Annotated in this window: 13 protein-coding genes; 7 read left to right on the top strand and 6 right to left on the bottom strand. The window is 60.8% G+C overall.

The features are described from left to right. The first annotated feature begins 51 nt into the window (after positions 1 to 51). Positions 52 to 426 (top strand): hypothetical protein, encoded by a 375-nt coding sequence (locus tag JSS95_12875; protein ID MBS1800706.1) that lies wholly within the window; start codon positions 52 to 54, stop codon positions 424 to 426. Between the two features lie 201 nt (positions 427 to 627). Here JSS95_12875 and JSS95_12870 read toward each other — a convergent pair whose 3' ends face one another. Both JSS95_12870 and JSS95_12865 read right to left on the bottom strand, forming a co-directional pair. Continuing rightward, entirely contained in the window at positions 628 to 1,386 is a 759-nt protein-coding gene (locus JSS95_12870) for an ATP-binding protein (GenBank protein MBS1800705.1), read from the bottom strand. Between the two features lie 75 nt (positions 1,387 to 1,461). After that, on the bottom strand, positions 1,462 to 3,996 hold the full coding sequence (locus JSS95_12865) for an ABC transporter permease (protein ID MBS1800704.1): 2,535 nt from the start codon (positions 3,994 to 3,996) through the stop codon (positions 1,462 to 1,464). A 367-nt stretch (positions 3,997 to 4,363) separates the two neighbouring features. On the opposite strand from JSS95_12865, the gene rpmE reads away from it, so the two are divergent. Both rpmE and JSS95_12855 read left to right on the top strand, forming a co-directional pair. Beyond that, on the top strand, positions 4,364 to 4,594 hold the full coding sequence (gene rpmE / locus JSS95_12860; GenBank protein ID MBS1800703.1) for a 50S ribosomal protein L31: 231 nt from the start codon (positions 4,364 to 4,366) through the stop codon (positions 4,592 to 4,594). Between the two features lie 91 nt (positions 4,595 to 4,685). Continuing rightward, on the top strand, positions 4,686 to 6,020 hold the full coding sequence (locus JSS95_12855) for a tRNA-dihydrouridine synthase (GenBank protein ID MBS1800702.1): 1,335 nt from the start codon (positions 4,686 to 4,688) through the stop codon (positions 6,018 to 6,020). A 13-nt stretch (positions 6,021 to 6,033) separates the two neighbouring features. Here the strand turns inward: JSS95_12855 and JSS95_12850 are convergent, their stop codons facing one another. The 3 genes from JSS95_12850 to bstA all read right to left on the bottom strand — a co-directional run bounded on the left by JSS95_12850 (position 6,034) and on the right by bstA (position 8,679). After that, a complete protein-coding gene (locus tag JSS95_12850; protein MBS1800701.1) occupies positions 6,034 to 7,596 on the bottom strand; it encodes a hypothetical protein in 1,563 nt (520 codons plus the stop codon). A gap of 124 nt (positions 7,597 to 7,720) precedes the next feature. Next, a complete protein-coding gene (locus tag JSS95_12845; GenBank protein ID MBS1800700.1) occupies positions 7,721 to 8,086 on the bottom strand; it encodes a GNAT family N-acetyltransferase in 366 nt (121 codons plus the stop codon). Between the two features lie 68 nt (positions 8,087 to 8,154). Continuing rightward, positions 8,155 to 8,679, bottom strand: coding sequence for a bacillithiol transferase BstA (gene bstA / locus JSS95_12840; GenBank protein MBS1800699.1), 525 nt, complete (start codon positions 8,677 to 8,679; stop codon positions 8,155 to 8,157). A 78-nt stretch (positions 8,680 to 8,757) separates the two neighbouring features. Between bstA and JSS95_12835 the strand changes: the two genes are divergently transcribed. Both JSS95_12835 and JSS95_12830 read left to right on the top strand, forming a co-directional pair. Further along, positions 8,758 to 9,573 (top strand): DUF1906 domain-containing protein, encoded by an 816-nt coding sequence (locus JSS95_12835; GenBank protein MBS1800698.1) that lies wholly within the window; start codon positions 8,758 to 8,760, stop codon positions 9,571 to 9,573. A 27-nt stretch (positions 9,574 to 9,600) separates the two neighbouring features. After that, positions 9,601 to 10,935 (top strand): VWA domain-containing protein, encoded by a 1,335-nt coding sequence (locus tag JSS95_12830; GenBank protein MBS1800697.1) that lies wholly within the window; start codon positions 9,601 to 9,603, stop codon positions 10,933 to 10,935. On the opposite strand, the gene JSS95_12825 is transcribed toward JSS95_12830, so the two are convergent. Continuing rightward, on the bottom strand, positions 10,854 to 12,248 hold the full coding sequence (locus JSS95_12825) for a GHKL domain-containing protein (GenBank protein MBS1800696.1): 1,395 nt from the start codon (positions 12,246 to 12,248) through the stop codon (positions 10,854 to 10,856). The genes JSS95_12830 and JSS95_12825 overlap by 82 nt on opposite strands. Before the next feature lie 109 nt (positions 12,249 to 12,357). On the opposite strand from JSS95_12825, the gene tldD reads away from it, so the two are divergent. Beyond that, positions 12,358 to 13,797, top strand: coding sequence for a metalloprotease TldD (tldD, locus tag JSS95_12820; protein ID MBS1800695.1), 1,440 nt, complete (start codon positions 12,358 to 12,360; stop codon positions 13,795 to 13,797). Positions 13,798 to 14,204: 407 nt separating this feature from the next. Beyond that, positions 14,205 to 15,047, top strand: a complete 843-nt coding sequence (locus tag JSS95_12815; GenBank protein ID MBS1800694.1) for a hypothetical protein — start codon at positions 14,205 to 14,207, stop codon at positions 15,045 to 15,047. The last annotated feature ends 26 nt before the right edge of the window (positions 15,048 to 15,073 follow it).

Here is a 15,073-nt window from a genome sequence, read left to right as displayed (position 1 = left end):
GTATCTCCCGGTATCATTCTCCCACCGTAAACACCAGAAGGAGACCTCCGCATGACCCTTCGCTCGTGGACCCTTGCCCTCGCCGCTACCCTGCCTCTCGCCGCGCTCGGCATCCTCGCTGCCCAGCAAACCGTAACTCAGCGCTTTCCCCAGTTCGAGAACGACGATGTCAAAGTGTGGAAATCGGTCATCGCGCCCGGCACCCCACTGCCTCCGCACCATCACGACCACGGCCGCGTCATCATCCCCATCGAGGGAGGAACCATCGACGTCGTCCAGCAGAACGGCCCCACCGAACACCACGTCTGGGAGGCGGGCAAAGCCTACTGGCTCCCCGTCAACGCGCCCGGCACCACGCACACCGATGTCAACGTCGGCAAAAAACCTGTCGTCGTAGTCGTCGTTGAACTGAAGAAAGACCACTAAACCTGTTTTCTATAAAGCGACGATGACGGCCGTCAGAGGACAGCTATCAAGGGCCGAAGGGCCCGTACCATACCAGCCTAGGCCGTAGGCCTAGGTACGTGCAGTTCAGTACCGCGAAGGGCTGAAGGCCCGCTCTATAGCTCCACGGCACAGCTACAGCCGTGTCGAGAAGGCACGAAAGAAAGGGCCATCGAGCAGCCCTCACGCGAAGCTCGCGCGCTTGACCTTCTGGCGAAAGTCCTCGCCCTTCATCTCCACCACCACGCACATCTCCTGCAACCTCGACCTCATGCGCTCACCAATGCGGTCGCCCAGCGTCTCCTCGCGCAGCCTGCCGGATGACTCACCACCGCCAGCCGCCAGCGGGGGAAGGTTCGCATAGTTGGTCGTAATGATCGTCGTGCGGCGGTCGTTGTAGCGCGTGTTCAGGATGTGCGCCACCGTGTCCCACACCCAGTCGGTTGGCTTGGCGGCACCCAGTTCGTCGAGCACCAGCACCTCGGCCTCAAACACCGGGCGCAGGATCTCCATCTCCGTCTCCCGCACCTGCGCGTTGTAGCTGTTCTGCACCTGCTTGAGCAGGTCGCGGTAGTCGTAGAACAAACCCACAGCGCCGCGCTCGACCACCAGCGCCTGCAGGATCCCCGTCGCCAGATGCGTCTTGCCCACGCCGATCGATCCCGTCAGCAGCAACCCCGTGCCGTCCGTCTCCAGAGGATAACTCTCGACAAACTTACGCGCTCGCATCAACGCCGCGCCCTGTGAGCGGTGCGACGACGGAAAGCCCGTCTCGTAGCTCTCCAGCGTGCAGTGCTCGTACCGCCGCGGCACGGCGGCACGCTTCAACCTCCGTGCGGCCCGCTCCTGGACGCGGCAGACGCAATCCTCGGCAACCCGCCGGCCCTCGCGCTCCACCACCCGCAGCCCAGCGCCTTCGCATATCGGACAAATATCGGCCATCGCTCGTCACTCTAGTATCGCGCATCCAGCCGATGCCCCCGCCTGTGCGAATCCAGCCCGCCAACGCGGAAAACTCTACTCTGCCCTCAGCGCCTCCATCGGGTCGATCGACGCCGCCCGCTTCGCCGGGATCAACCCCGCCACACCTGCCGCCAGCCCCAGCACTACCAGTGCGGCCACGAGCACCCCCGCGTCCACCTTCGTCACCTGATACAACTGCGACTTCACAAACCTCACGCACAGCACAGCCACCGGAATCCCCATCGCCAGCCCGATCGCCGCCTGCGCCATTGCGCCGCGCAGAATCATCGCCACCACACCAGCGCGGTCCGCACCCAGAGCCATGCGTATTCCAATCTCCTGCGTCCGCCGCACGACCGAGTAGGCGGTAACGCCATACAGCCCAATCGCCGCCAACAGTAGAGCCAACCCGCCAAACATCATCGTCAGACGAGACAGTAGCCTCTCTTCCGTAAATCGACCGGCGATCTGCTCATCGAACGTCTGAAACTTGACCACCGTCAGGTTCGGATTGATCCCCGCCAGCGCCCTTCGCGCAGTCATCTCCAGTTCGCTCATCGGCCGGTCAGTCTGCAGCACGATCGCTCCGGCATACACATTCAGGTCCTTCTCAATGGGACCAGAGCTCGCAGGCCGTTGCATCGTTGGAACAAAGACCATTAGATGATCCGTCCAGCGCACGCTCGTGTAGACCGTATCTTCAACCACGCCGACGATCTCGAAATCCCCTGCATGTGTATCGCCTGTGCCGATTCGTCTTCCAATAGGATTGCCGTCTCCAAAAAACTTCTTCGCAAACGCCTGGTTCACCACCGCCACCATCGGTGCCGTCGGAGTGTCCCCGATCCCGATGCCACGTCCCATCAGCACCTTCGTTCCTACCGAATCGAAGTACTCCGGATTGACCCTCAGGAACGAAGCTGCATGGCTCACCTTCGGCATCCCCTGCACCTGCCATCCCCAGCCGTTGTTGTTGTCCTCCATAGGCGTATAGCTGGTAATCCCAACCTTCACCACTCCGGCAATCGAGTGAAACCTCTCCTCGATCTCTCGATACAGCGCCTCCAGTTGCGTCTGCGTATAGCCGGCTGCCTGCGGATTGATGTGCACGATATACCGGTTCCGCGAGTCCAGCTTCATGTCCGTCGACTCCAGCTTCCTCAGGCTCTGCGCAAACAGCCCCGCACCCACCAGCAGCACAAACGACAACCCGGCCTGCAACACCACCAGCGCCTTCTGCAGTTTTGTAGCGCCGCTCGTCGTCGTCCTTGCACCACTCCGAAGTACATCCGCCGGCTGCGCGTGAGAGGCCATCCACGCCGGAGCGACCCCAAACAGCACACCCGTCACCACGCTCAGCCCAAACGCAAAGCCGATCACCTGCCACGAAGGACTCGCCTCGATCGGGACTCCCTGCTCTCCCGGGAACGCCAGTCCCAGCAGCATCCGCGTCCCGCCATAGGCCACCGCCAGCCCCAGCAAACCACCCAGCCCCGAGAGCAGCACACTCTCCGTCAACAGTTGCCGAACGATCCTCCCACGGCCCGCTCCCATCGCAGCGCGCAGCGACATCTCTACCTTGCGCGCCATGCCTCGCACCAGCAGCAGGTTCGCTATGTTCGCGCACGCCACCAGCAGCACCAGAGCTGCTATCCACGTCAGCAGGCGCAGATGCTCGCCATACTGCTGCTGCATCCACTGAATCCCCGCGCCGGCAGGCGTCAGCACCACATGCGCCCGCATCAGCAGCGTCTTTCCACGCTCTCCTCCAAAATCGTCCCTCGTCTTTATCAGAGACTGCCGAAATACCGCATTCAGCTTCTCCTGCGATGAAGCCATCGCCGTCCCCGGCTTCACCCGACCGACGATGTACAACCACCGCGTGTACCGGTCATGAACATAGGGAACGCCCATGATCGGTTCCATGGTCTCGATCGGCAGATAATAGTCCGGCGGTGTCGACACCAGCCGGTCGCCATAGAATCCCTTCGGCGCCACACCCACCACCGTCACCGGCTTCGTATTCACCCAGAACGTGTCGCCTACAACCCTCGGATCGCCGCCAAAGTCTCTCTGCCAGGCCTCATAGCTGATGACCGCAGTCATCGGAGCGCCCTTCACATCATCCGCATCCGTAAACAGCCGCCCCACATACGGTCTCAGCCCAAAGGTGCGGAAGTAGTTGCCCGAGACATACTCCCCCATCGCGGACTTCGCCAGCGTGTCCGGCCCGTCGCTCCTCACCGTTACCGGACGGAATGTAAACCCTGCCTGGATCGCCGCGATCTCCTCAAACTCCGGCGCACTCTTCCTGATGTCCTCATAGGCCTCCGTCGAAAACATGGAATAGCGCCCGTCCTCACGCGGCCCCGAAGAAACACAGCACTCCTCCGGGTCGTCCCCCACCCGCACCAGCGTCGACGGGTCCACCACCGGCAGGTTCCGCAGCAGAACGCTGTTCACCAGCGTAAAGATCGCCGCATTCGCCCCGATCCCCAGCGCCAGCGTCAGCAGCACCGTCACGGTAAACGCAGGGGTCTTCTTCAACTGCCGTAAAGCAAACCGCACATCCTGGACAAAGCTGGTCATGGCGATGGTCCTCCGTAAAGCTCCAATGCAGTGACGATGTAAACTGGAGCGCACGTCAGATACCAATCCTCGATACACCTAACTCCATTAGATTCAACGCGCCTCCTCTCCACTACCGAATCAGCCCTGTCCAAGAGCAACCATCGGCGTCCGAACCCGGACATATCTCCGTGAGAGGTGGTTGGACGGAGGGCGTGGCTGAAGCAAGGATGCTAAAATAATGAAAGCGCTTGCTGCTCCCCCTGGGACAGCACGGCATCGCGACAGGCTCATCGATGTGACGTGACCACGACCGTTGCAAGCGATCCGCGAAACCGAAAAGCCAACTCTACGGCCGGCGTAAAGAACGCCCGGCGAAAGGATCGTTATGCCGAAAGAGGGAATCCACCCGAAGTACGAGACCATCAACGTCAAGTGCGCCTGCGGTACGCACTTTGAGACGCGCTCCACCCACAAGGGCGACATCGTCCTCGAAATCTGCTCCGCCTGCCACCCGTTCTTCACCGGCAAGCAGAAGCTGATCGACACCGCCGGACGCGTCGAGCGTTTCCGCCGCAAGTTCGCTCAGTCGGACGCAGCCAAGGCAGCCTCCAAGTAAAGCGGAGCAAGCATCGCCCTGGGGCCTCCGCACCACGCGGGGGCCTTCGGCTTTCTACTCCCGAACACCCTATTCCCTATACCTTGTCTTTATGAAGAAGCGCTACACGCTCGAGCAGAAGAAGTGGGACTCGCCCATCGAACACGCGATGCCCGCCCACGCCCGCGTACCCGCCAGCTTCACCATCGGCAACGTCACCATCGCTCCAGCCACCGTCCTCGCACCCATGGCCGGCGTCACCGATACCGTCTTCCGCCGCTTCATCAAAAACGCCAGCCAGTTCTCACACTCAGCCTCCTTCAAGGAGTGTCATCCTGAGCGAAGCGAAGCGGAGTCGAAGGACCTGCGGTTCGCCCCTGACGCCACCAATGTCGAAGCCGAGACCACCAATCAGCAATCCGGTTGCGGCCTCATCATGACGGAGTTCACCTCGGCCGACGGGCTGAGCCGTATGCGCGAGACCAAGCGCAAGCGCTACCTGACCTACTACGACGACGAGCACCCCATCTCGGCGCAACTCTTCGGCTCCAACCCCGAGACACTCGCCGACTCGGCGCGCATCGTCCAGGACGCCGGCTTCGACATCGTCGATCTCAACCTCGGCTGCCCGGCCAAGCGCGTCGTCGCCTGCAACGGCGGCTCCGGCCTGCTCAAGGACCTGCCGCAGATCGAGCGCATCTTCAAGGCCATCCGAGCCGCGGTGACGATCCCCTTCACCGTCAAGTTCCGCATGGGCTGGAACGATAACCACATCGTCTGCGTCGAGCTCGCAAAGCTAGCTGAAGACTGCGGCCTCAATGCCTGCGCCCTCCACGCCCGCACTCGCGAAGACGGCTACACCGGCCAGGCACGCTGGGAGTACATCGCCGCCGTAAAGGACGCCGTCCGCATCCCGGTCATCGGAAATGGCGACATCCGCACACCCGAAGACGCCGCCGCCATGGTCGAGAAGACCGGCTGCGACGCCGTCATGATCGGCCGCACCGCGCCCGCGAATCCGTGGATCTTCCGTCAGATCGCGCAGTACACCGCGTCGAAGGAAGCAACCGGCGTCGGCGTCTACGATCATCCGACCAACGAAGATCGCTACCGCATGATCCGCACCTACTTCCAGATGCTGGTCGACGAGATCGCGCTCGAAGAAGCAGTCGAAGCCGCACGCGCCGAGGCCATCATCGCCCAGGGACAGATCGCCCGCGAGAAGCGCAACCGCGACGCCGTCGGCAAGATGAAGCAGTTCGCCGCCTGGTTCACCCATGGCGTCTCCGGCGGAGGCGCGCTGCGCAAACAGATCTTCGAATCCAGGAACGGCAACGCCGTCATCGCCGCCGTCGAGACGTTCTTCGAGTCACGCGACGGCATCTCTGCCGATGAAGCATTGCACGAAGACGAAACACTACTCACCGAAGCCGCCTACTGCGACTAGCCTCGAACCGCAGCTAATGCGGATCGCTACTCCGCTTGCGCCACACTACCTTCGTCGTCTTCCTCCACCGCTCATCGAGCGCGACCAGCTCCCACTCCACCTTCGGCGAAAGATAACGCAGCACGGTCTCCGTCGCGGGATGCACACGCAGCGCAGGCGCTACCAGGTAGAGCTTCGGGGCCGCCGAAGACAGCGCAACGCCGCTGAAGTAGCCAAAGCGCTGAAACTCGCCGAGTCCGAAGCTCGGCCGCGTGGCATCGTCGGCCGTCTGAAGATGATGCCAGCGCACGCGGACCCAGTAGTCCAGCCCTTGCAGCGCAAGGTGCATATCTTCATCCGCCTTCAACTCGATCACCGCAAGCCTTCCATCCTGCAGGACACCAAGCAGATCGAGCATGCCGCGATCTCCCGCCGCAAACGCTGGCACCTGCGTGTAGACATGCGTCGTGCTCAGATGCGTATCCAGAGCTTCAACATTGCGCCTCAGCACGCTCTCCAGCCAGCGCTCCGGCTGCATGCGAAAGAGAGGATCGCGCTTATCTCCCCCCGCATGACGCCGCTCAAACAGCCGCGCAACGTACTCCCGCAGCATCACCTCGTTCGCCGGCGTCAGTGGCGTCTCGCTGGCGCCCGCGCCAACCGTGATCTGCTCCTGCACGTTGAACGACGAACCTGTATAGCCTGCACGAACGCGAGCAAACTCCAGCCCGTGCAGCAGAAACGCCACCTCCGCGCCACCACGGACCACCTGCTCCACATCAACACGCAGGCTTTCAGGCACCAGCGCCATCACCTGCCGCGCCGCTTCAGCAAAGCGCTCACGCACCGCCGCATGGTTCGGCGCGTGAACAATATGCGTTGCGATATTGCCATGATCCTGAAGATCGCGCTGCGTCAGTTCCTCCGTCGACTCGTCGAGCTCCCAAAGCTCCCATTGCGCGGCGCGATCATTGAGCCACGCCATGCGCGACGCGGCAAGCGCGGCTGTTCCGCGCGGAACGATCAGCTTCAATCCCTGCCACGCCCTGCGGCCGTCTCCCATCGAGCGGCAGCGGTCCAGCCACAGAATCCCGACTGTCAGCGCACCGTCGATCGTCGCCTGCGACTCCTGCGGATTCACAGCGACCATGGCCCATGCGCGCTGGCCCTGCACAAGTTTGCCCCGTGCATATGCCGGGCCAAAGCTCCTCTCGAGGTCCATCGCCGAGCTCAGCCCGTCTAGCTTCCACTCAGGAGACGCACGCTGCAATACGCGCTCGAGTACGCGCAGATACTTCACCCTGACCGCCTCGCGCTCTGAAGGCGTGCGCCGGTCGCGGTTGGCGAGTAGCTCCAGACTCTGCGGCTTCGTCTGACCGAAGCGAAGGACCGAGAGGCGCAGAATCCCCTCGCGCAGCCGGGTCGCAACCACGCGCCTGACGAGGTTTGCCTCTTCGCTCCAGAGTTGCAGGGTGCAACGGTTGTGTTCGGTCGAAAGGCTGTACTTCGTCGCGCGCATATCGAAGACAACCCTTCCGTCTTCGAGCACAACGGACTGAGGATGCAGCGCGAGAAACTCTTCAATCGCTGCGGCGATCGCTTCAGGGGCCTGCTCTTCGGGCGACTTTTCCGTCTGCCTCGCTGCTCTGCTCGACGCTCCAGCGCCGCGTGGTAAAGGCATAGTCGAAAACTATCACAGCCTCTCCGTCGCAGCGATGACGCTACAGTGGCATCTGAAAGTGAAAGTCCGAGATGCGCAGCCCCATGCGGAAGTAGAACGCATGTGCCGCCTGGCGATGCGTCCCCGAATCCAGCGAGAACGTCTTGCAGCCCTCGCTGCGCGCCAGCTCCACCAGCCATCCAATCATGCGTTCGCCAAAGCCGCGCGACCGCATCGCCTCATCGGTCACCAGGTCGTCAACGTACATCGTCTTGCCGCTCCAGAGCACATGCATCACACGGAAACCTGCCAGCGCGACGATCGCGTCCGCGTGCTCCAGATACGCGAGCCTGTAGCCTTCGGCCTGCTGCAACATTACGTGATCGACAAATTCACCGGGCGCAAGCGCAGGACGCAACTGGCGCATCACCGGATAACACCGCGCAACATCTTCGCGGCCAGATGCAATGTATATCGAAGTGTCTCCCCGCACCGTTACCACCCCTCGTGCGCGCGCAGATGCGTAATGTGCGCAATGTGATGCCGCGAGTGCCACGCATACATCAGCGCCACGGCATCCAGCGTCTGAGGGCCGTTTTCAGGATGCTTGTACCCGCGTTGCCACTGTTCCTCCGTAAGCGATTGCAGCAACATCACCCAGCGCGCGTGCAGGCTCTCAACCAACGCCAGCGACCACTCCACAGGCGCCGCCGAATCATGCAACGTCGCCCACGCCTTTTCGTCATAGGGCTTGATCACCGGCCAGTCTTCCGTCAGCGCCAGCCTCATGCGTATAAAAGCATTTATGTGCGAGTCGGCGATGTGATGCACAAGCTGACGCACCGTCCACCCGCCTTCGCGATAAGGCGTATTCAACTGCCCGCTATCCAACCCCTCAACGGCATTGCGCAACATCTCCGGAAGCTCCGCAAGCACCGAGATCGCACCGTGCCTGTCCTCTGCCGTGATCGTTACCGGCCTTTCAAACTTCCCAATCGGATACCGCGGGTCCGACGTCATCTGGCCCATTCTCACCTCGCCCGTCATCTATATAAAGAGCACCTTAGCACAGCGGCTTGTAATCTCAGAGAGACGAACATGCGCAAATTTACCTTACCCCTTGCCCTCCTCCTCGCAACCTCTGCGCTGTCCGCACAGCAACTCGGCTTCGACCGCAACCTTTACCCCGGCAACGCCTCCCTGCCCGCACTGCGAAAACACTTTGCCTTCACCGGCTTCTGGCTAAACAATCCCCCTGGCGAAACCACCAACACCTGGCGCGGCAAGCGCGACATTCTTCTAAAAAATAACTTTGGATTTCTCGTTCTCTTCAACGGCCGCGAAGATGCGCAGATCCTCCGCTTCGAACGCCGCGGCACAACACCCGCGGCCCTCGGCAAACAAGATGCCACCTCAGCCATCGCTGCTGCACTGCGCGAACACTTCCCCGTCGGCACAATCATCTTTCTTGATCAGGAAGAGGGAGGCCGCCTCCTCGACGAGCAGTCCGCATACCTCTTTGCATGGACCGAGGCCATCGCCGCCTCCGCCTACAAACCCGGCGTCTACCTGAGTGGACAGCCCGTGGAAGACGGCATCGGTAAGACCATCACCACAGCGCAACACGTGCGCGACATGATCGCCGCCAGGCATCTCCACCCCGTGGCCCTCTTCGTCTATCAGGACACCTGCCCACCCTCAAACGGCTGTACCGTGACTCCGCCACCAATCAATAACAGTGGAACTCCAGACAGCGCCGCGTGGCAGTACGCGCAATCGCCACGCCGCCCGGAGAACACGAAGGCATGCCGCAAGACCTACGCCGCCGACAACAACTGCTATGCACCCGGCGTCCCAAAGATCTATCTCGACATGAGCATCGCCACCTCAGACGATCCATCACATGGACGATAACGCTACACTCAATTCCAAGAGGCCGCTATGAAGCCTGGTGTAGTACTCGCGCTTACCATCACGGCCGCAATCGTTGTTGTTCGAGCGCAGGAACCACTTTCCCAACCGCCCACGCTCTCCACGCAGTCCACTCTCGTCCTCGCTCCTGCCCTCGTGAGCGATAAACTCGGCAATCTTATCTACACCCTGAGCGTAGACGACTTCATACTCACCGACGATGGCGTCCCGCAGAAAATTCGCCTTGAGCAGGACACCGGCAGCGAGCCTCTCGCTCTCATCGTTATTATTGAGATCGGCGGCGCCGGAGCGCGCGAGTTCAACAAGTTTGCCTCCATCGCTCCGCCCCTGGCCCCAATGCTCGAATCGATCATCGGGAACGTTCCGCACAAAGTCGCTGTCGTCACCTTCGACAGCCAACCAGCACTCTTGCGGGACTTCACACCACAAATCGATCGCGCTGCCGATGCCATCTCCTCGCTTACACCCAACTGCACCCGCCAGCACCACCTGGAAAATTGTGCGTCGCCGCTCGCCATCCGCAACGTTCCCCTCGGCGACAACGGCGCAGCTATCCTCGACAGCATCACCTTCTCTGTAGACCTTCTGCGCAAACAGCCTCTTGAATACCGCCGAGCCATCCTGCTCATCAGCGAAACGGTGGACCGCGGCAGCCACACCAGCCTTGACGATGCCCTTCGCGCCATCGGCGACACCAACACGACCATCTACAGCATCGGCTTCTCGACTGGAAGATCAGAGGCGGCCCATTATGCTGCAAGAACGCTGCCCACCCAGCCTGGTGGCCTCGGCATGGAGAACCACCACCCCAACCCTCCCCACGGCTGTATGGGTAAAGATCCCAACCCCGACCCCGACGCCAGCCACAACAAGGCGGTCCAGGCCTATGACTGCGCTACGCAGCTTCTGCCACCGCTCGCTCTCGCCAAGATGGCTGCGATCATGGCCGCCGATGGACTCAAGCGCAACATCCCCGAGACCGTTGCCAACCTCACAGGCGGTGAGTACTTCAAACTCACCAATGCCAAGGCTCTGGAGCGCGACCTCTCCACCATCTCCAATCACATTCCGAACCGCTATATTCTCAGCTTTCAGCCGCAGTCGCCTCATCCGGGCCTGCATGCTCTTAGTATTCGATTGAAAAACTACCCAGGCCTCCACATCACCGCACGCACCAGCTACTGGGCAGATGACATCGGCCGGTCAAACCTATCTCCCTCGCAGAACACGCCTAAGAAGGCCCGGCAGGCCGGAGATATTCTTCAATCGCGGACCACCGGCAACGACACCCGAAACTCCGTTCGCCCCGGCTTCGATTCAAACTCGATCGAGCCATCGTTATGACGAACCAGCCTGCGCGCGATATCCAGCCCCAGGCCTGTTCCAAACCCCATCGGCTTCGTCGTGAAAAAAGGGTCGAAGATGTGTGACTGAATCTCCACCGGGATGCCGGAGCCATTGTCGATAAGGTGCACCACGAGCCGTCCCATCTCATGACGGGCAATCACCTTCACATGGCCGCCATCAGACACTGCGTCCAGCGCATTGTCCAGCAGGATTCCCCATATCTGATTCATCTCTCCGGCAAATCCCGATACCTGCGGCAAGTCAGGCTCGACATCGACCTCCACCTTTACCGACTTCTCGATGGCTTTCGCATTCAATACCGTCACCGCATCATGCAGGCCGATGCCCGGATCCACTCGGTCCGCCACCATCGCCTGGTCCATGTGCGTGAAGCCCTTGACGGCCATCACCAGCGTAGAGATGCGCGACGAAGAACTCTGCACCTCCGACGTCAAACTGCGTATTGCCGCCCGCGAAGCCATTGACCGGATCACGGCATTCAACGGCGGGCCAGAGACCTCTGCCGCCAGAGCATTCAAGGCATCAAACGTAACCTCCGTCTCCGCCAGCATGGGAGCGCTCGACACGCTCACGCCCCTCTTGCTCAGCCAGTCGTAGATCGCCTCTTCGCGGTCCATCTGCTCCATGGCCGAACGCGGCAACCCATTTCTCCGCGCAAAACACGCCTCGCGAAACGCATCCGTTGCCGCAAGCTGACCGTCCGGCAGTCTCGCCGCCTGCAACTCCCGCATCGCCGTCTCGCAATCCTCCAGCCGATCGGTCAGCAGACAAACGCTGCGCTCAATTGCCGAAGACGGATTGCCCAGCTCATGCGCCAGTCCCGCCGACAGCTTGCCCAGCGAAACCATCTTTTCGTTCTGCAGCTCGGTCGAGGTGAACAGCTTGGCTCTGTCCACCATGTGGTGAACAAGAATGGACGTTACTCCATTGCACTCTCGAATCATCTCCGGAATCAGGTCGCGATGCAGCTCGAACGCCTCCAGCCGCTCCTGCACGATCGAGTCTCCGGGCGCATTCACCAGCCGCGAGTACGGTAGCATCCCCGTCACATCACCCTCTCGCCACTCCACCAGCTTCACCGGCCCTGCGCCGCGGTCCACAAACAGCGACAGCCGCCCCGCAAACAGCACATACATCCCCTCGACCGGCTTTCCTTTGTGCGAGAACAGATCGCCCGGCTCGCCGGTGCGCGCAAATCCATGCTCCGCCAGCCACTCCAGCTCCTTGCGAGGAGCCGAACCAATCAGCCTGTGTTGCGACAGTCGTTCAACAAGATCTGCGGTGCTCATGTCGTGCAGTCTTTCGATTCGGGACTTAAATTTCTCCAGCCAAAGGTATCAGTTCGTCCCGCAAACAGCCATTGCCGCATCCTCCCCGGCCCCCTATCATCAAATCAAGATGACCATCCCCGCCCCGGACCACAAGCACTACTTCACCACGAAGCTCGGCGTCTCCGAGCGCCTCATCGAGCGCTGCCTTGCCGAAGCTCTCTCCGCCGGGGGCGACTACGCCGACCTCTACTTCGAGTCCGTCACCTCCACCTCGCTCGGCATCGACGAGTCCCTCGTCAAGACCGCCGCCCAGGGCGTCTCCCTTGGCTGCGGCGTCCGCGTCCTCTCCGGCGAGCGCACCGGCTACGCCTACACCGACGACCTCTCCTCCGACGCTCTCCTCAAGGCCGCCCGCACCGCCGCCCTCATCGCCTCCGGTCCAGCGAAAGAACTCATGCAGGGCTTCCGCCACACCGAGGCCGACTCCCTCTACCCCATCACCGGAGCCACAGCCGACGCCGAGATCGCCGCCAAGCTCGCCCTCATCCAGCGCGCCGACGCCGCTGCCCGCGCCTACGACTCGCGCATCACCCAGGTCCGCGCCAGCTTCTCCGACGAGCTGCGCCGCATCCTCGTCGCCGCATCCGACGGCACCTTTGCCTCCGACACCCAGCCCCTCGCCCGCCTCAACGTCTTCGTCATCGCTAAGGACGCCACCAACACAGCCAAAGGCACTAGCGGAGGCGGCGGACGTATCACCATGGACTTCTTCGAGGGCGATAAGAGTCCCGAGCACTTCGCCCGCGAGGCCGCCCGCAGCGCCATCCTCCAGCTAGGCGCAGCCGACGCTCCCGCCGGTGAGATGGAGGTCGTCCTCGGCCCCGGCTGGCCCGGCGTCCTCCTGCACGAAGCCGTAGGCCACGGCCTCGAGGCCGACTTCAACCGCAAGAAGACCTCCGCCTTCGCCGGCCTCATTGGCCAGCAGGTTGCCAGCCCCAAGGTCACCGTCGTCGACAACGGCCGCATGCCCAACCGCCGCGGCAGCATCAACGTCGACGACGAGGGCAACCCCACCCAGGAGACGGTCCTCATCGAGAACGGCATCCTCAAGGGCTACCTCTCCGACAAGCTCTCCTCGCGCCTCATGGGAACCCCCAACACCGGCTCCGGCCGCCGCGAGAGCTACCACCACATCCCCATGCCGCGCATGACCAACACCTACATGCTGAACGGCGACGACGCACCCGAGGACATCATCAAGTCCGTCAAGCGCGGCCTCTACGCCGTCAACTTCGGCGGAGGCCAGGTCGACATCACCAACGGCAAGTTCGTCTTCTCCGCCTCCGAGGCCTACCTCATCGAAGACGGCAAGGTCACCCGCCCCGTCAAAGGAGCCACGCTGGTAGGCAACGGCCCCGAAGCCCTCAAGTACGTCTCCATGGTTGGAAATGATCTAGCCCTCGACGAAGGCATAGGCACCTGCGGCAAATCCGGCCAGTCCGTCCCCGTAGGCGTCGGCATGCCGACAATCAAGCTCGACAAGATGACGGTTGGCGGAACTAACTGAATACCGCCCTCAAAGCGAAAGTGACCGCATACTGTCACTAGAGGTTCAATACCTGCCCAAGGAGTGGGGCGTGCGCGTTCGCGGGAAAGAACTATCGCAAAGCGACAAACTTGCAATCGCCCTGACGTGTCTCGCGGGTGTGTTGGCTCTAGCGTTGCTCTGGGGGGAAAAGACATCCATATGGGCTAGCGCAACTATCGGAGCTATGGCTCTACTAGTTGTTTATCCGGTTCTCCACTTTTTTATTAGATGGAAAACGCGTGTGCTGATCTTTCTCGCCTCATGGACGGTCATTGGATTGTTTGGGTGGCTCGTCTGGCCAACAAAACAAACGGACCCACCATTGAAACCTCCTGTTGCTCAGCCAAGCCCTCAGATACCTAACGTTGATCAAAAGTCCAAGGATAGTGACTGTTCAAACATTGTGGCTGGGCGGGATGCAAATGTTAATTGTCCACCGAGGCAAGAACGTGAAAAAAAACGCTAAGAGTCTTCTTGCAGCAGCAATGTTGACCACGTTAACACATGGTCAGACGCCAACTATCCGACAACGCTCGACCCGAAGCACCTGTAGCAACATCATTGCGTTGGCAGGAAACGTCAAAGTTGATTGCTCGAAACTTACTCCCGAGCAAGATCGACTACTAAGGCAAATTCCAGCCATGCTTAATAAGGTTCTGGCCAATCAGTTAGACCCTGACTCTGTGATGAAGAAACTGGATGAGATTGCGGCGATCAAAGCGGCACAAACTCAGAGCAATTCCGGCGGAATAAACATCCAACAAGGCACCACGGGTGCAAACAGTCCAATCGTCAACAGTCCCATTACCGTTGGAAATATCCCCAAAAGGATCGCGCCAGAGGATATGCCTAAGATAGTGCAATTCTTAGCCAAAGCTCCAAACAAGGCGACAATAATAATCCTTGCAGATCAATTCAGTGGGGCAAGTCAATTCCCAGACGATTTATATGACGCATTTAAGGCTGCCGGATGGCAAATGAAAGAAAATGGCGTAAACCGTTTCATGGCCTTCCCCCAGCCAGGGAGAAGATTTCAGGGCGCCGAAGTTTCTATGAAAGGAGAACCTGTTGGTCCCGCGGGCGTAACAGCCACTCCTGCTGACGCACTTTATTACGTTGGCGAGATCATAAAAATTTCCGGTTTGCAAACAAGTCTCAATCGTAATGAATCCATTGAGGACGGCGTGATTACCATCACCCTTCTAGGAGGCTTTCCCGATCAGAACTAAAGACTAGGTGGCCACATCTAACCAGA

This window comes from Acidobacteriota bacterium (assembly GCA_018268895.1).
In the GTDB taxonomy this organism is placed as follows: Bacteria; Acidobacteriota; Terriglobia; order Terriglobales; family Acidobacteriaceae; genus Edaphobacter.
This window is presented reverse-complemented; position numbering and strand designations above follow the sequence as displayed.